This is a genomic window from Pseudomonas tehranensis (genome assembly GCF_014268615.1).
Classification (GTDB): domain Bacteria; phylum Pseudomonadota; class Gammaproteobacteria; order Pseudomonadales; family Pseudomonadaceae; genus Aquipseudomonas; species Aquipseudomonas tehranensis.
Window position 1 is genome coordinate 12,243 of sequence record NZ_JABWQV010000042.1, and the last position, 17,038, is coordinate 29,280.

The 17,038-nt window shown below is 61.7% G+C and carries 13 protein-coding genes; 5 read left to right on the forward strand and 8 right to left on the reverse strand.

All coding sequences use genetic code 11. The features are described from left to right. Nucleotides 1–5 precede the first annotated feature (5 nt). Nucleotides 6–1,433: an arginine-ornithine antiporter gene (gene arcD / locus HU811_RS10140; RefSeq protein ID WP_092397037.1), complete on the reverse strand. Its 1,428-nt coding sequence runs from the start codon at nt 1,431–1,433 to the stop codon at nt 6–8. Between the two features lie 400 nt (nt 1,434–1,833). Between arcD (HU811_RS10140) and arcD (HU811_RS10145) the strand changes: the two genes are divergently transcribed. Continuing rightward, nucleotides 1,834–3,261: an arginine-ornithine antiporter gene (gene arcD, locus HU811_RS10145; protein ID WP_189674056.1), complete on the forward strand. Its 1,428-nt coding sequence runs from the start codon at nt 1,834–1,836 to the stop codon at nt 3,259–3,261. A 90-nt stretch (nt 3,262–3,351) separates the two neighbouring features. Here the strand turns inward: arcD (HU811_RS10145) and HU811_RS10150 are convergent, their stop codons facing one another. The 7 genes from HU811_RS10150 to gap all read right to left on the reverse strand — a co-directional run bounded on the left by HU811_RS10150 (nt 3,352) and on the right by gap (nt 11,554). After that, nucleotides 3,352–4,698, reverse strand: coding sequence for a CoA transferase (locus HU811_RS10150; RefSeq protein WP_186655630.1), 1,347 nt, complete (start codon nt 4,696–4,698; stop codon nt 3,352–3,354). A 33-nt stretch (nt 4,699–4,731) separates the two neighbouring features. Then, a complete protein-coding gene (locus HU811_RS10155; RefSeq protein ID WP_186655633.1) occupies nt 4,732–5,175 on the reverse strand; it encodes a YbaN family protein in 444 nt (147 codons plus the stop codon). Nucleotides 5,176–5,310: 135 nt separating this feature from the next. Then, nucleotides 5,311–5,901, reverse strand: coding sequence for a biliverdin-producing heme oxygenase (locus tag HU811_RS10160; RefSeq protein ID WP_186655636.1), 591 nt, complete (start codon nt 5,899–5,901; stop codon nt 5,311–5,313). A gap of 167 nt (nt 5,902–6,068) precedes the next feature. Then, nucleotides 6,069–8,663, reverse strand: coding sequence for a TonB-dependent receptor (locus tag HU811_RS10165; protein ID WP_186655639.1), 2,595 nt, complete (start codon nt 8,661–8,663; stop codon nt 6,069–6,071). 118 nt (nt 8,664–8,781) lie between these two features. Next, a complete protein-coding gene (locus HU811_RS10170; RefSeq protein WP_092397049.1) occupies nt 8,782–9,744 on the reverse strand; it encodes a FecR family protein in 963 nt (320 codons plus the stop codon). A 112-nt stretch (nt 9,745–9,856) separates the two neighbouring features. Next, nucleotides 9,857–10,375, reverse strand: coding sequence for an RNA polymerase sigma factor (locus HU811_RS10175; RefSeq protein WP_092397051.1), 519 nt, complete (start codon nt 10,373–10,375; stop codon nt 9,857–9,859). Nucleotides 10,376–10,552: 177 nt separating this feature from the next. Then, a complete protein-coding gene (gene gap / locus HU811_RS10180; RefSeq protein WP_047228368.1) occupies nt 10,553–11,554 on the reverse strand; it encodes a type I glyceraldehyde-3-phosphate dehydrogenase in 1,002 nt (333 codons plus the stop codon). A 219-nt stretch (nt 11,555–11,773) separates the two neighbouring features. On the opposite strand from gap, the gene edd reads away from it, so the two are divergent. The 4 genes from edd (at nt 11,774) to HU811_RS10200 (ending at nt 16,927) form a co-directional block, all read left to right on the forward strand. Then, the gene (gene edd, locus HU811_RS10185; RefSeq protein ID WP_047228367.1) at nt 11,774–13,600 is read left to right on the forward strand and encodes a phosphogluconate dehydratase; all 1,827 of its coding nucleotides are present in this window, start codon (nt 11,774–11,776) and stop codon (nt 13,598–13,600) included. Continuing rightward, nucleotides 13,597–14,556 carry a glucokinase gene (locus HU811_RS10190; protein WP_047228366.1) on the forward strand — a complete coding sequence of 320 codons (960 nt, stop codon included), beginning with the start codon at nt 13,597–13,599 and terminating at the stop codon, nt 14,554–14,556. Before edd ends, HU811_RS10190 begins: the two co-directional genes overlap by 4 nt. A 180-nt stretch (nt 14,557–14,736) precedes the next feature. Further along, nucleotides 14,737–15,468 (forward strand): response regulator, encoded by a 732-nt coding sequence (locus HU811_RS10195; RefSeq protein WP_092397055.1) that lies wholly within the window; start codon nt 14,737–14,739, stop codon nt 15,466–15,468. 31 nt (nt 15,469–15,499) lie between these two features. Continuing rightward, nucleotides 15,500–16,927, forward strand: a complete 1,428-nt coding sequence (locus HU811_RS10200) for an ATP-binding protein (protein ID WP_371264111.1) — start codon at nt 15,500–15,502, stop codon at nt 16,925–16,927. Nucleotides 16,928–17,038: the final 111 nt, after the last annotated feature.

The following is a 17,038-nucleotide window of genomic DNA, read 5'->3' on the forward strand; positions in this document are numbered from 1 at the left end:
GTCAGTTACAAGGTCAGGAAGCCGTCGTAGAGCCCGTAGGCGGCCACCAGGGCGCCTGCGATCACTGCGGCGAAAATCAGCTTCTCGACGGAGGTGAAAACCGGTTTGCCCAACTCGCGCTTGGCCTTGGCGAACAGGATCGCGCCGGGGGCATAGAGCAGGGCGGACAGCAGCAGGTATTTGATCCCGCCGGCATACAGCAGCCACACCGCGTAGATCAGGGCGATGGCGCCGATGATCAGGTCCTTGCGCCGCTCGGCCGCGAAGCCTTCGTAGGTCTCGCCGCGCACCGCCAGCAGCACCGCATAAGCCGCCGACCACAGGTACGGCACCAGGATCATCGAGGTGGCAAGGTAAATCAGTGACAGGTAAGTGCTGGCCGAGAACAGGGTGATGACCAGGAACAGCTGGACCATCGCGTTGGTCAGCCACAGGGCGTTGGCGGGTACGTGATTCACGTTTTCGCGGCGCAAGAACTCCGGCATGGTGTGGTCTTTGGCAGCGGCAAACATGATCTCGGCGCACAGCAGTACCCAGGACAGCAGGGCGCCGAGCAGCGAGATGATCAGACCGACGCTGATCAGCACCGCGCCCCAGTGACCCACCACATGCTCGAGCACCGCAGCCATGGACGGATTCTGCAACTTGGCCAGTTCCGGTTGGGTCATGATGCCCAGGGACAGCACGTTCACCAGCACCAGAAACAGCAGCACGGTGATAAAACCGATCACCGTGGCCTTGCCGACATCCGTGCGTTTCTCGGCGCGGGCGGAAAAGATGCTTGCCCCTTCAATGCCAATGAACACCCATACGGTGACCAGCATCATGTTGCGCACTTGATCCATCACGCTGCCCAGGTCCGGGTTCTTCAGGCCCCAGATGTCGGCGGTGAAGATATCGAGCCTGAAGGCGAACACCGCGATCAGCACGAACAGCAGCAGCGGCACCACCTTGGCGATGGTGGTCACCAGGTTGATGAACGCCGCTTCCCTGATGCCCCGCAGGACCAGGAAATGCACGGCCCAGAGCAGCACTGACGCACCGATCACCGCCGCGACGGTATTGCCTTCGCCGAAGATCGGGAAGAAATACCCCAAGGTGCTGAACAACAGGACGAAGTAACCGACGTTGCCCAGCCAGGCGCTGATCCAGTAGCCCCAGGCCGACGAGAAGCCCATGTAGTCGCCGAACCCGGCCTTGGCGTAGGCATACACACCGCCGTCCAGATCAGGTTTGCGGTTGGCCAGGGTCTGGAACACGAAAGCCAGGGTCAGCATGCCGACGGCGGTTATCGCCCAACCGATCAGCACGGCACCGACATCGGCACTGGCGGCCATGTTTTGTGGCAAGGAAAAGATTCCCCCGCCAATCATCGAGCCGACCACCAGCGCGACAAGCGCACCCAATCGAAGTTTTGCGGGGGTATCAGACATTGTATGACTCCAATGCAGGAGAAGAGAGTTAGCAAAGCCTAAGTCGCTTTAAAGTTTCTCGAGCTGATCTGGATCAGTGCATGACGACATTCCATTGTTAATAAAGGAGTTGATAGCGCCCGTTGTCGTGGCGAAGTTCTATGAAAGGCTCGTTTCAGAGCCTCTGAGGTGGGGAAATAGGCAGGATTCATGCCCCGTAGGACACTTCACGCTAGTTGAATTCTGCGTCGGCGCAACTATTTTGTAGGCGGCTTTCATGACAAAAATAATCGGCTGCCCTGTCTTTTTTTATTTGTGTCTTGGGCCAGGGTCGCGTAATAAGCCCATGGACTTTAAACAGATGACGTTATTTAAAAACGTTATGTCGCTTTAGTTACTTAATTCAAAGGTGAGCCAGAAAATGCCGCAACCGGTTGAAAAACTGCGACTTGGCGCGCTCATCGCGCTGGTGGTGGGGTCGATGATCGGCGGCGGGATTTTTTCCCTGCCACAAAACATGGCCGCCCGCGCCGATGTGGGGGCGGTGCTGATCGGTTGGGGCATCACCGCTGTTGGCATGTTGACCCTGGCCTTCGTGTTCCAGACCCTGGCCAATCGAAAACCGGAGCTGGACTCGGGCGTTTACGCCTACGCCAAGGCCGGGTTTGGTGACTACATGGGGTTCTCGTCGGCCTGGGGCTACTGGATCAGTGCCTGGCTGGGCAATGTGGGTTACTTCGTGTTGCTGTTCAGCACCCTGGGGTATTTTTTTCCGGTGTTCGGCCAGGGCAATACCCCGGTGGCTATCGCGTGTGCCTCGTTGCTGCTGTGGGCGGTGCATTTCCTGGTGCTGCGGGGGATCAAGGAGGCGGCGTTCATCAACCTGGTGACCACCGTGGCCAAGGTCGTGCCGCTGTTGATGTTCGTCGTCATCGCTGGCGTGGCGTTCGAGGCCGAGATTTTCACCCGCGATATCTGGGGCGTCATGAATCCGGATCTGGGCAGCGTGATGGACCAGGTACGGCACATGATGCTGGTCACTGTGTTCGTGTTTATCGGCATCGAAGGTGCCAGCGTGTACTCGGCGCGGGCGCAAAAACGCGCGGACGTGGGGCGGGCGACGGTCATCGGGTTCCTCGGGGTTCTGGCACTGCTGGTGCTGGTCAACGTGCTGTCTCTGGGGATCATGGCTCAACCGGAACTGGCCAGGCTGCAGAACCCGTCCCTGGCCGGTGTACTGGAACACATTGTCGGGCCCTGGGGCGCCGTGCTGATCAGTCTGGGCCTGGTGGTGTCATTGCTCGGTGCGCTGCTGTCCTGGGCGCTGCTGTGCGCAGAAATCCTCTATGCCACCGCCCGGGACAAGACCATGCCGGCGTTTCTGACCAAGGAAAACGCCAACCATGCGCCGGTCAACGCGCTGTGGCTGACCAATGGCATGATCCAGCTGTTTTTGTTGATCACCCTGTTTTCCGCAGGCACCTACACCAGCCTGATCTATCTCGCCTCGTCGATGATTCTGGTGCCGTATCTGTGGTCGGCGGCCTATGCGGTGCTGCTGTGCGCACGGGGAGAAACCTACGGCCAGGCCTCGGCACGGCGCATGAAAGACCTGTGTATTGGTGGCGTTGCCCTGTGTTACGCGGTGTGGCTGCTGTATGCCGGTGGGGTGAAATACCTGCTGTTGTCGGCGCTATTGTATGCACCGGGGGTGATTTTGTTTGCTCAGGCCAAGCGTGAGCAGGGGTTGCGGTTGTTTACGCCGATGGAAAAGGGCGTCTTTGCGTGTGTGATGTCAGGGGCGGGCGTGGCGGCGTATGGGTTGTACAGCGGGTTTTTGGCGCTTTGAGGCGCAGGTCATCTTTTTGGGGGGTGTTGAGGGGGGCTGTGGGAGCAAGCCTTGCTCCCACATAAATCCCCTCGCCACAACGGACGCTCGTCACCACCGGGCCCGATGCGCGCCCAATTCCGCCGCTGGCGAGGTCCATTGCAGCGGCGTCCCGGTGATTTTCAAGGGCACCTGCAGTCGATGGGCCGGGCCCCAGGGTGTCTGTTCGACGAGCAGTCCCTGATCGTTCTCGTCCTCGGCTCGCAACGCAATCCCGGCGCCCGCGCCACGTTCAATCAACAGCTTCGCCGTGCGCGCCAGTGACAAGCGTGCCGAGCCGCCCTGGCCGCTCATCAACCGTCGGGACAGCAACACAATCGCGCTGGCGGCCATCAGGTATCCGGTGCCGTGGTCCAGGGCCTGCACCGGCAGCGGGGTTGGCTTGTCTGTCTGTTTCCAGCCCATGCCGGCTTCGGCGATGCCGCTGCTCATCTGCACCAGGCTGTCGAAGCCGCGGCGGTTCTGCCAGGGGCCGCTCCAGCCGTAGGCGTTGAGGCTGACGTCGATCAGGCCAGGCGCTATTCGCTGGCGTTGTTCGGCACCGTAGCCCAAACGTTCCAGGGCGTCGGCGCGGTAGCCATGGAGCAGGATGTCGGTGTCTTTGAGCAGCGCCTCAAACGCAGCGCGGTCGTCGGGCTGATGCAAGTCGAGGCGGGCGCAGCGTTTGCCGAGGGTGACCTCCGGCACCACGCCGGGCTCGTTCCAGCTCGGTGGGTCGATGCGCAGGACGTCGGCTCCCAGGCCTGCGAGGAAACGGCTGGCGATGGGGCCTGCCAGTACGCGGGTCAGGTCCAGCACCTTGAGGCCGGCCAATGGCTGGGCCACGCTACCGAGCCAGGGCTTGGGCTGTTGAGCGGCGGTTGCGTCCAGATGAACCAGCGGCTCGGCATTCACCGCCATGCCCTGGGGATGAATCTGCCACGCCTGCCACGCGCGCATTTCGGCGGCACAACCACCGGCCTGGACCACCGCGTGTTCCAGTTCGGCTTTGTGCCAGCGCGCCACTTTGGTCGCCATGTCGGCGCGGTCGATGCACGCGCCCAAGACCTTTTCGGCGGCGAGGCGATGGTGAGGCGCATTGGTGTGCAGACGAATCCAACCGTCGGCGGTGGGGTAGTCGCCGGCCACCGGATCCCACATCGGCGGTACGCTCCAGCCGATGGGACGCAGGGAGGTGGAGAACCAGAACGAGGCCAGCCGTCGGTCGACCTCCAGGCATGGCCGGCGGCCGGTTTGCTGGCAGATAAGTTCGGCGGTCGCCTGACCGGCCGTGGCGATGCTGGCGCAGGCCAGCTCCGTGACGGCGAACGCCGAGGGCAGAGCGCCCTCGTCGGTGAAGGGGATTGGCGTCGTGGGTAAGCCGAGTGCGGCTTGCATGGACGTGAGCAGATCTGTCATCGAAGGCCCTCCAAATCAGAGAGCGAGCATAGATCAAAAATCCGTAGGGGGCTGCTTCGCGGCCCAGCGGGAGCAAGCTCCCTCGCCACGCGAATGGCTATGGATATGCTCTGGGCGCGACCAGATCCACAGGTTGCCCAGGCCCATGCCGGCCAGGGCCACATACACCGGCCAGCCATGGTCGAGCATCACCAGCATCAGCCCGGCGCAAAGCAGCATGCTGACGGTGGCCGCAACCTTGGCCCGGCGAGGGACGACTTTGCCGTTGCGCCAGTTGCGCAGCATCGGCCCGAACAGCCGGTGGTTTTCCAGCCAGGCGCTCAGGCGCGGCGAACTGCGGGTCGCGGCCCAGGCGGCCAACAGAATGAACTCGGTCGCTGGCAGGCCGGGCACGACTATGGCGACCAGGCCGATCGCCAGGCTTATGTAGGCGAGCAGGCCGAAGAGCAGTTGGGCGAGTTTCGTGGGGCGGCTCATCAGCGTTTTTCAGTCATGCACAACCTCTGTGGGAGCGAGCCTGCTCGCGATGGCGGTGTGTCAGACGACATCTGTAGCGAATGAACTTGCGTCTTCGCGAGCAGGCTCGCTCCCACAATGGAAAGTTCGGACACTTCAGGCCAACTCGGCCGCATAAGCCTGTTCCAACAACACCGTAAACCGATTGAAGGCATCCAGTGCGCCTTTGTTCGCTTCGGCTTCCTGCTGTTCAGTGAAGGCCAGGTTGTCGAGGCTGCGGATGAAGGTTTTCCAGCCTTCGGCGCGCCCGCCCGCAGGTTCTGCCAAGTGACGGGCGCCGAAGGTTTCGCTCAGGCCAAGGCCGACGGCCCGCTTGATCAAAAACGCCGCGCCGAGCTTGGAGCCTTCGGAGACGAACAGCCAGCCCAAGGCCTCGGCCAGGGTCGGATTGTTGACCGCGCCGGCCACGGGCGCAGGCACTGCGGTGTCCAGGTCCGCCAGGTCGGCCCTGGCCGCTTCGGCGCGGCAGCGCTGCGGCAGATCGGGGATCAATGCGCTCAGTTGCGCATCGTTGTACAACGCCACCAGTTCCGATTGGAACAGGTATTGGGCGACGACGAACCGGGCGAAGCTGGCCGGGGTTTCGAACGGGGCGTGGGCTTTGACCAGGGCGTCGAGCTTGCTATGGGGCTCGTGGGTGATTTGGTTCAGGCGTTGGGAACGTAAAACGGGATGTTGTGTAGTCATGAAAAATTCCTTCGAATGAGCACATGGTGGCGAGGGGCTGTGGGAGCAAAGCTTGCTCGCGAACAGGCGCCTCCATTTCTGAAAGATCGCATCACGTTCATCGCGGGCAAGCCTTGCTCCCACATGACGCTCCTCGCCACAGGTATTTGTTTTGCCTGGCAACCTGGTCAGATATCCCAGATCAGGTTGACTGCGAAGTTGCGCCCCGGCTGAGTCAGGCGATCGAGGTTGGCCGGGCTCAGCACCGCGGCTTCTCCCACACTGTCGTAGCCACGCACGTCATCCCACAGCCAGTACTTCTTGTCGGTGAGGTTGTAGAGACCGCCGCTGACGGTGACGTCGTCGGTCACCTTGTAGAACCCGGTCAGGTCGAGGATGCCGAAGCCCGGGGTCTTGAACTGGCCGCTGACGCCATCGGGCGAGTTGAAGTTGCTGTCGTCGACGCGGTCTTTTTTCTTGACCAAGGTCCAACTGAGCAAAGTGCCGAACCGGTCCTGCTCGTAACCCAGGCCGAACACGCCGGTCAGCGGGTTGACGCTGTTGATCGGCTCGCCGGTGTCGTTGTTGCGACCGTAGGCATAGGCCACAGAACCTTGGGTGTACAGGCCTTGCGGTGCGCCGAACAGATCCAGGTTCAGGCGTCCCTTGACCTCGGCGCCCTTGATGGTGGCGTGTTTGATGTTGTTGCTCTGGAAGGTCAGCTCGTCGGCTCCGGGCGTGATCGCATCTTCATTGATGAAGTCGCGATACTTGTTGTAGAACACCGCCACATCGAACGAACCGGCATCGAAACGGCCCCGCAGGCCAGTCTCATAGCTTTTGCTTTTTTCCGGTTCCAGATCGGGGTTGGGTGCCACGCTGTAGCCGGCGTCGGGATTGTCGAAGCGACCATACAGCGCCTTGGCGGTTGGCGTGCGGAAGCCTTCGGCGTACTGGCCGTACCAGGTGTACTGGTCGGTCAGGGCGTAAGTCAGGCCGAATTTGGGCGAGACGCGATGCCAGGTCTTGTTCTTGTCGCTGACCTCACCACCGCCGGTGGGGTCCGCGGTGTTGAGGAATGCCTCGGTCAGGTGCGGCTTGAGCCGGGTGTAGTCGTAACGCAGGGCTGGCGTGAACGTCCACCGGTTCCAACTGATCTGGTCTTGGGCGAACAGGCTGTAGGTGTTGATGGTCGGGTCCGGGAAATCACTGGCCTTTTCCAGTACGTCCCGGGTGCTGATGGCTCCGACGGCGGAGCAACCCACGCCGACGGCCAGGCAGACGCCATTGCCGCTGCGCGAGCCGGTGACTTTCTGTTGCTTGATCGTAGTGCCGTAGGTCAGCGCGTGATCGGTGTCGGCGAGGCTGAAGGCCTTGTCCAGTTGGGCGTCGAAAACCCACTGTTTTTCTTCGTAGAGGGTCTCTCGTGTGCGGAGCACCTGGCGGGTGATGGGGAAGTAGAACTCGGCGGTGCTCTGGTCGGTCTTGGCGATCTGGTGGTTCAGGCTCCACTTCACGCGGTCGGCCAGCAGGCTGTCGAGGGCGAAGCTGTGTTCCAGGCCGAAGCGCTCGCGGCTGATGGTGTCGTTACCGGTGCGCCACTGATACATGCCGCCGGGCAGCACAAAGTCAGGAATTGCCGGCTGGCCGTCGGAGTAGGGGCCGCCATAGGCGCTTTTCAGATCGGTGTCCCGGTCATCCTTGTACTTCTCGTAGACCAGGCCCAGGCGTGAGTCGTCGTTGTAGTTCCAGCCGAGCTTGGCCAGCACATTGTGGGTGCGCACGTCTTCCGGGTTGGCTGCAGTGCGGTCCAGGCCGGTGCCATTGTGATTGCCGTAGGATTGAGTTTCATGACCGTCGCGCTGGCTGTAATGCAACAGGCCGTCGAACTGCCCACTGCGACCGGCGACGGTGGCGGACTTGAGCCAGCTCTCGTCGGCGGAACTGTAGCCGGTCTTCAGGCGGGCGCCGACGTCTTTACCCGGTTTGATGATGTCGTTCGGATCAAGGGTGAAATAGCTGACGGCACCGCCGATGGCATTGCTGCCGTACAGCACCGAGGCCGGGCCGCGGAGGATCTCCACGCGCTTGACGATTTCTGGGTCCACGTAATTGCGCTGGGTTTTGGCGTACGGGCCGTTGAAGAAACTGTCGGGAATTTCCACGCCGTCGACCTGCGTCAGGACCCGGTTGCCGTCGATTCCGCGAATGTTGTAGCCGCTGATGCCGCCGCGCTGGCCCGCACCACCGACTGAAACGCCGGGTTCATAGCGCACCAGATCCTTGAGGGTGTTGACGTTGTTGCGGTCCAGTTCCTGGCGGTCGTGGACGGAAACCGTGCTGGGCACGCTGGCGATGTCCTGTTCCTGGCGGGTGGCGCTGATGGTCACCTGTTGCAGGTTCACCACGCTGCCGGCGCTGCGCTTTTCCAGGACGATGCTGTTGTTGCCCAGCTTGCGGTAGCTCAGGTTGGTCCCCACCAACAGGCGCTCCAGGGCTTTTTCCGCCGGCAGCGAGCCGTTGACGCCGGGCGAGGCAACGCCTTCGGCCAGTTCTGCGGACAAACCGACCTGCCAGCCCGTGACGGCGGTGAACGCATTCAACGCTGAAACCAACGGTTGCTGGGCAATGGCAAAGGTGTAGTCACCGATGTTGCGCGCAGCCGGCTGCGCGGTGGTAGCGGCCAGTGCGGCCGGCGCGGTGCCGGCCATCAGGACGGCGGCGGTCAGCAACGATAGCGTGCAGGCAGGGGCAAGGGACCGGCGGGTAAGACGAGAGGACATCGATAGCGCTCCGTGTCGCATCTGTTATAGGTGCAGATGATGTCGCTAGATGCGAATCAATTGCATTGGCTATAACGAGACGAACCAGCGGAGCCTATCGAGTAAAAATAATTCTCATTTAGTTCAAGATCACCAGCGCCGGGAATTCCTGGAGACGGGCAGAGGTGATGTGGGCCAAAGAGCGCACCACGTCCAGCGGCTGGTCGAGGCGGTAATTGCCGGTCACGGCGACCTGGGCCAACTGTTCGTTGTTGTTGATGATCCAGCCGGGGTAGTAGCGTCGCAGCTCGGCCAGCACCTGGCTCAACGGTCGGTTCTCGAACACCAGTCGCCCCTGGACCCACGCCAGATCGGTGCCGGCATCCATCTGGACAGGGCGGTCGAAGCCGTTGGGACCGATGCGGATGCTTTCCCCGGCAGACAACCTGATATGGGCGTCATAACGCGTGGCCCGCAAATCCACATCACCGCGCTGCACCTGCACTTGCGTCACGCCATCGAGGTAGCGCACCGCGAAGGAGGTGTCGCTGACGCTGGCGATAACCGGACCGGCGTCGATTTGCAGGGGCAGGTGGCGAGTGTCCGGGACTTCGAAAAACGCTTCGCCTTTGTACAACCGGGCCATATGTCGTTGGTCGTTGAATGTGCTGGAAAAGGCCGAATCGGTGTTGAGCAGGACCTGGGAGCCATCCTCCAGTTGCAGGCGCTGGCGTTCCCCGACCACGGTCAGGTGATCGGCCTGCAGACGCAGGGGCAGGTCGCTGAAGTTGAACAGGCCCAGAAACAGCACGGCAGCGGTGGCCAAGGGTTTCCAATGGGCGCGCAAGCGTGACAGTGCGCTGGCCTGGGGGCGGCTTTTGAGTTGCCGGGCGCTTTGCATCACTTGCGGGCCGTTCCAGATCGCCTGGGCCCGCTTGAATGCCTGGCCATGGCGCGGATCGGCCGCCAGCCAGGCCTGGAACTGCCGGGTCTGCTCCTCGCTGGGGTTGTCCAGCAGAATGAGCCAGTCCAGCGCCTGTTCCATGGCATGGGCGGTGTCCTGCGCCGCAGCGTGCTCAGGGGCACGGTGTTTGTCTGTCACGGTGGTTCCTCGCAGTGTCTTTTGCACGGCTATTTAGCGTCAGCGACCAAGCCTAGCAGGGCCGCAGGCCAGCGCAATCGGCGACGGCCTCTTAGAGAAAATCCTTACAGGCTCAGTCGCAACCAAGGCGTTCGGCCACGCCCACACAGATTGCCATGATCAGCTTCAGTTCCTTCTGCACGGTGCTCAGCGACACGTCCAGCCGCTTGGCGATGTCCTGATAGCTGTGACCATGCAGCCGGCTGAGGATAAAAATCTGTTGCTGTCGCGGGCTAAGCGCTTGCAGCCTGACATTGAGGCGTTCGAGCATTTGCTCGGCATGGGCCGCGTCTTCGGCGCTGCTTTGGGGGGCGATCACGTTGTGGATAACTTCTTGCGGCACGTCGTCCAGCAGGGTCCGGGACTGAATACGCCGCGCACGCAAGTGGTCCAGCGCCAGGTTGCGGGCGGTCTGGAAGACAAACGGCTCAAGATGCTCGACCGTGCGTTCAGCCAGTGCGCGGGTGACGCGCAGGTAGGTTTCCTGAAGCAGGTCTTCGGCGGTGCTGGGGTTGTTGACCATGCGCTGGAGGGTGCGCAGCAGTGGCGTACGCTGGGCAAGGAAGACGTGATGGAAGCGCGATTGACTCACGGTAGGGCCCGATTCGGTTTGACTAGATGATAATGCTTATCATCTACCGCGATGGTCAAGGCCTGATTTCATGTAGGAGCTGCCGCAGGCTGCGATCTTTTCCGGCTCAATTGAGTCGCAAGCGAAACATCAAGATCAAAAGATCGCAGCCTGCGGCAGCTCCTACGGTGCCGAACATTATTCGGCGTTACACAACGCCAGGCAGTTATCCAGCATGCGGTTGGAGAAGCCCCATTCGTTGTCATACCAGGCCAGTACCTTGAGCAGCTTGCCGCTGGCCTTGGTGTGGTTGGCGTCGAAAATAGATGACAACGGGTTGTGGTTGAAATCGCTGGAGACCAGCGGCAGGGTGTTGTAACCGAGGATCTTCGAATGCTGGCTGGCCTGGCGCAGCAGTTCGTTGACTTCTTCGGCCGACGCTTCACGCTTGAGCTGCACGGTCAAATCCACCAGCGACACGTTGATCACCGGCACGCGCACGGCCATGCCGGTCAGCTTGCCCGCCAGTTCCGGCAACACCAGGCCCACCGCCTCGGCGGCACCGGTCTTGCTCGGGATCATGTTCTGGGTGGCCGAACGGGCGCGGTATGGGTCGCTGTGATAGACGTCGGTCAGGTTCTGGTCATTGGTGTAGGCATGGATCGTGGTCATCAGGCCGCTTTCGATGCCCAGTTCGCGGTGCAGCACCTGAGCCACCGGGGCCAGGCAGTTGGTGGTGCACGAAGCGTTGGAGATGATCTGGTGGGACTGGCGCAGGATGTCGTGGTTCACGCCATACACCACGGTGGCGTCGGCACCCTTGGCCGGGGCCGAAATGATCACCTTGCGGGCGCCGGCGCTGATATGGGCGGCGGCCTTGGCGCGGTCGGTGAACAAACCGGTGCATTCGAATACGACGTCGATCTTTTCGGCGGCCCAAGGCAGTTCGGCCGGGTTGCGGATAGCGCTGACCGAGATACGGTCGCCATTGACCGTCAGGCTTTCATGATCGTGCTGCACGTCGGCATCGAAGGTGCCGTGAACCGTGTCGAACTTGAGCAGATGAGCATTGATTGCACTGTCGCCCAGATCGTTGATGGCGACGATCTGCAAGTCGCGACGATAACCTTGGGTATACAGTGCACGGAGGACGTTGCGGCCGATGCGGCCAAAACCATTGATTGCGATTCGAAGAGTCATTAACTGCGCCGCCGTCGATTTGTTGTTGGAATTACAAGATTATTCGCATAAAAATAGAAAACAAGCCTTTTTAGTGGCAATATTTTGTTTTATCTACAACGAGTGACCTGAATCAACTGGTCCGAATGGTCAAGAAGTCCGCTGTCGCCCAATGCGTGGCGGGGTTTTGACCAGCATAGACAATCAGGTCGCCACACCCGTTAGCCTGGAGTTCTACACATGCATCCCCGCGTTCTTGAGGTCACCGAACGGCTTATCGCCCGCAGCCGCGCCACGCGTCAGGCTTACCTTGCATTGATCCGCGGTGCGGCCAGCGACGGACCGATGCGCGGCAAGCTGCAATGCGCCAACTTCGCCCACGGCGTGGCCGGTTGCGGCACCGAAGACAAGCATCACCTGCGGATGATGAACGCCGCCAACATCGCCATCGTGTCTTCCTACAACGACATGCTCTCGGCCCATCAGCCCTACGAAACCTTCCCGGAACAGATCAAGAAAGCCTTGCGCGAGATCGGCTCGGTCGGCCAGTTCGCCGGTGGCACGCCGGCCATGTGCGATGGCGTGACCCAAGGCGAAGCAGGGATGGAATTGAGCCTGCCGAGCCGCGAAGTGATCGCGCTGTCGACGGCGGTGGCGTTGTCCCACAACATGTTCGACGGCGCACTGATGCTCGGCATCTGCGACAAGATCGTGCCAGGCCTGATGATGGGCGCGCTGCGTTTCGGTCATTTGCCGACGATTTTCGTGCCAGGCGGACCCATGGTTTCGGGCATTTCCAACAAGCAGAAAGCCGATGTGCGTCAGCGCTATGCCGAGGGCAAGGCCACCCGCGAAGAGCTGCTGGAGTCGGAGATGAAGTCCTACCACAGCCCCGGCACCTGCACGTTCTACGGCACCGCCAACACCAATCAGTTGTTGATGGAAGTCATGGGCCTGCACTTGCCGGGTGCCTCGTTCGTCAACCCGAACACGCCATTGCGTGATGCCCTGACCCGCGAAGCGGCGTTCCAGGTCACGCGCCTGACCAAGCAGAGCGGCAACTTCATGCCCATCGGCGAAATCGTCGACGAGCGCTCGCTGGTCAATTCCGTTGTCGCGCTGCACGCCACCGGCGGTTCCACCAATCACACCTTGCACATGCCGGCCATCGCCATGGCCGCCGGTATCCAACTGACCTGGCAGGACATGGCCGACCTCTCCGAGGTGGTGCCGACCCTGAGTCACGTCTATCCGAACGGCAAGGCCGACATCAACCACTTCCAGGCGGCGGGCGGCATGTCGTTCCTGATCCGCGAGTTGTTGGAAGCCGGCTTGCTCCACGAAAACGTCAACACCGTGCTGGGCCACGGCCTGAGCCGCTACACCCAGGAACCGTTTCTCGAAGACGGCGAACTGGTATGGCGCGAAGGCCCGATCGAAAGCCTCGATGAAAACATCCTGCGTCCGGTGGCCCGCGCGTTCTCCGCCGAGGGCGGCTTGCGGGTGATGGAAGGCAACCTGGGGCGCGGCGTGATGAAAGTCTCGGCAGTGGCCCTGGAAAACCAGGTCGTCGAAGCCCCGGCCATGGTCTTCCAGGATCAACAGGACCTGGCCGATGCGTTCAAGGCCGGCCTGCTGGAAAAAGATTTTGTCGCGGTGATGCGCTTCCAGGGCCCGCGCTCCAATGGCATGCCGGAGCTGCACAAGATGACGCCGTTCCTCGGCGTATTGCAGGATCGCGGTTTCAAAGTGGCCTTGGTGACCGATGGGCGCATGTCTGGTGCGTCGGGGAAAATTCCGGCGGCGATCCACGTCAGCCCCGAAGCCTACGTCGGCGGCGCATTGGCCCGCGTGCAGGAGGGCGATATCATCCGCGTCGATGGCGTCAAAGGCACCTTGGAGTTGAAGGTGGACGCCGAGGAATTCGCCGCACGCACACCGGCCAAGGGCTTGTTGGGCAACAACATTGGCACCGGTCGCGAGCTGTTTGGTTTCATGCGCATGGCCTTCAGCTCGGCAGAGCAGGGCGCCAGCGCCTTCACTTCTGCCCTGGAGACGCTTAATTGAAACTGGCTTTGGTCGGTGACATCGGTGGGACCAACGCACGGTTCGCCTTGTGGAAGAACCACAACCTGGAAAATATCCAGGTGCTGGCGACCGCGGATTACGCCTGCCCCGAAGATGCCATCAAGGTTTACCTGAGCGGCGTGGGCTTGAAACCGGGCTCGATCGGTTCGGTGTGCCTGTCTGTGGCGGGGCCGGTCAGCGGCGATGAGTTTCGCTTCACCAACAATCACTGGCGCCTGAGCAATCTGGCCTTTTGCAAGACCCTTGAGGTCGAGAAGCTGTTGCTGGTCAATGACTTTTCGGCCATGGCCCTGGGCATGACGTGCTTGCGTCCCGATGAATACCGGGTGGTTTGCGAGGGCACGCCGGAACCGTTGCGTCCGGCGGTGGTGATCGGCCCTGGCACCGGGCTGGGTGTGGGTACGTTGCTGGATTTGGGCGGCGGTCGTTTCGCGGCATTGCCGGGGGAGGGCGGTCATGTCGACTTGCCCATGAGCAGCCCGCGGGAAACCCAGCTGTGGCAGCACATCTACAACGAGATCGGTCATGTCAGCGCCGAAACCGCCCTGAGCGGCAGCGGGTTGCCTCGGGTGTACCGCGCCATCTGCGCGGTGGATGGCCATACTCCGGTGCTCGACACGCCCGAGTCCATCACCGCCGCCGGCCTGGCCGGAGACCCCATTGCCCTGGAAGTGCTCGAGCAATTCTGCCGCTGGCTGGGGCGGGTGGCCGGTAACAATGTGCTGACGGTGGGTGGGCGTGGCGGTGTATACATCGTCGGCGGGGTGGTCCCACGCTTCGCCGATTTTTTCCTTGAAAGCGGTTTCGCCCGCTGCTTCGCCGACAAGGGCTGCATGAGCGATTACTTCAAGGGCATCCCGGTCTGGCTGGTGACGGCGCCTTATTCCGGGCTGATGGGCGCGGGTGTGGCGTTGGAGCAGTCGAACCCGGTTTAGAGTTGAAATGTGCCCCCTGTGGGAGCGAGCCTGCTCGCGATAGCGGTGTATCAGCCAACATTCGTGGCGACTGAGACACTGCTATCGCGAGCAGGCTCGCTCCCACAGGGTTTGCAGTGTTTGTAGATTCCGTCCTTCAGGCATAATCCGCCCCAACCCAAACAACAAGGACGAGGCCCCGTGAGTTCAGTGAACAAATCGATTTTGTTGGTCGACGACGACCAGGAGATTCGCGAACTGCTGGACACTTACCTCAGCCGTGCGGGTTTTCAGGTGCGTACTACCCCTGATGGCGCCGGGTTTCGCCAGGCACTGAACGAAGCCCCCAGCGATCTGGTGATTCTCGACGTGATGCTGCCCGACGAGGACGGCTTCAGCCTTTGCCGCTGGGTTCGCCAGCACCCGCGCCAGGCCCACGTGCCGATCATCATGCTCACGGCCAGTTCCGACGAGGCCGACCGGGTCATCGGCCTGGAGCTGGGGGCCGACGATTACCTGGGCAAACCTTTCAGTCCGCGTGAACTCCAGGCGCGCATCAAGGCGCTGTTGCGTCGGGCGCAGTTCGGCCAGGAACGCGCAGGCGGCGAAGTGCTGGCCTTCGACGAGTGGCGGCTGGACATGGTCAGTCATCGGCTGTTCCACGCCGACGGCGAAGAAGTGATTCTTTCCGGCGCCGATTTCGCCTTGCTCAAGCTGTTTCTTGACCATCCCCAGGAAATCCTCGACCGCGACACCATTGGCAACGCCACTCGCGGTCGCGAGTTGATGCCCTTGGACCGAATCGTCGACATGGCCGTCAGTCGCTTGCGCCAGCGTCTGCGTGACACCGACAAGCCACCACGGTTGATCCGCACGGTGCGCGGCAGTGGTTATCAACTGGCGGCCAGTGTGGTTGCCAGCAATGGTCATTGATTGGATCAAGAAAATAGCCCGACGGGTGCCGGTGCCGCGTTCGTTGCTTGGAAGAATGCTGCTGTTGACCCTGCTGGTGGTGCTGTTCGCCCAGACCCTGTCCAGCCTGATCTGGGTCTCGCAACTGCGCGCCACCCAGCTCGAAGGGCTGGTCACCAGCGCCCGTAGCCTGGCCCATTCGATGACCGCCAGTGTCAGCTATCTGCGCTCGTTGCCGGTGGCTTACCGGCCATTGGTGCTGGATCAATTGCGCAGCATGGGCGGCACGCGGTTTGTCGTCACGCTCAACGACAAACCCCTGGGCATGGACGTGCTGCCGGTTACGCCGCGCAAGCTGGCGGTGCTCAAGGCGGTGGACGATGTACTGCGCAAATCCCTGGGCAAGGATGCCGACATCTCGGTGAAGTTTGTCAGCCCCGAAGACCTGCGGATTTTCAACGGAGGCCTGAAACTTGATGAATTGCCGCGCTCTTGGGCCCATTACGCCTTGACCCTGGAACCGGTGAACCCGCCGGTGCTGGTCACGCAAATCCAGATGGCGCCGGGCGAATGGCTGTACATCGCTTCGCTGCTGCCCGAACCCTACACCAGCCTTGAAGAACAGGACCTGCCGGCGCAGCAGGTTGGCTTTATCGTGCTGACCAGCAGCCTGTTGTTGCTGTTCATCGGTTTGCTGGTGCATTGGCAGAGCCGGCCCCTCAAACGCCTGGCCCGGGCGGCACGCGACATGTCCCTGGGCGCCGAAGTGGAACCGGTGGCCGAAGGCGGTGGCAGCGAAGTGGTGGAAGTGGGCAGGGCATTCAATGCCATGCGTGAGCGCATCAGCCGTTATCTGACCGAACGCAGCCAATTGTTCAGCGCGATTTCCCATGACCTGCGCACGCCGATCACGCGGCTACGCTTGCGAGTGGAGCTGCTGGAGGACGAAAACCTGCAAGCCAAGTTCGGCCGTGACCTGGACGAACTGGAGCTGTTGGTCAAAGGCGCGTTGCAATGCGTCAAGGACACCGACATTCACGAAAACATCGAGCCGGTGGACCTCAACCATGTACTCGACTGCCTGGTCGAACCGTATCTGGCGCCCAACGGCAACGGTCGGGTGACCCAGGATGGTCGCGCGTTGGCGCCGTATCCCGGCAAGCCGCTGGCCCTCAAACGCTGCATCGGCAACCTGATCGACAACGCGCTGAAGTACGGGCAGAACGCCCACCTGCACATCGATGACGATGACACGGCGTTCATCCTGCACGTCGACGACGAGGGACCGGGTGTGCCGGAGCAACGCCTGGAGCAAGTCTTCGAACCGCACTTTCGCCTGGCCGGGCAGCAGCAAGGGTACGGCTTGGGACTGGGCATCGCCCGCAACATCGCCCATAGCCATGGTGGCGAAGTGAGCCTGCAAAACCTGCGTGAAGGGGGGTTGCGGGTGACGTTGCAGTTGCCTCGCAGTGTCGATTAGCCGGACCGCGTTATCGTTCATCGCGAGCAGGCTCGCTCCCACAGGGTTCGGTGGTGACCACAAAAATTGTTTCTTCCCTGGCGCCAATGTGGGAGCGAGCCTGCTCGCGAT

Excerpts from the sequence above, each read along its gene's own strand:
- arcD (WP_092397037.1), bottom strand. The coding sequence starts at position 1,433 with ATGTCTGATACCCCCGCAAAACTTCGATTGGGTGCGCTTGTCGCGCTG.
- arcD (WP_189674056.1), top strand. The coding sequence starts at position 1,834 with ATGCCGCAACCGGTTGAAAAACTGCGACTTGGCGCGCTCATCGCGCTG.
- HU811_RS10150 (WP_186655630.1), bottom strand. The coding sequence starts at position 4,698 with ATGACAGATCTGCTCACGTCCATGCAAGCCGCACTCGGCTTACCCACG.
- HU811_RS10155 (WP_186655633.1), bottom strand. The coding sequence starts at position 5,175 with ATGAGCCGCCCCACGAAACTCGCCCAACTGCTCTTCGGCCTGCTCGCC.
- HU811_RS10160 (WP_186655636.1), bottom strand. The coding sequence starts at position 5,901 with ATGACTACACAACATCCCGTTTTACGTTCCCAACGCCTGAACCAAATC.
- HU811_RS10165 (WP_186655639.1), bottom strand. The coding sequence starts at position 8,663 with ATGTCCTCTCGTCTTACCCGCCGGTCCCTTGCCCCTGCCTGCACGCTA.
- gap (WP_047228368.1), bottom strand. The coding sequence starts at position 11,554 with ATGACTCTTCGAATCGCAATCAATGGTTTTGGCCGCATCGGCCGCAAC.
- edd (WP_047228367.1), top strand. The coding sequence starts at position 11,774 with ATGCATCCCCGCGTTCTTGAGGTCACCGAACGGCTTATCGCCCGCAGC.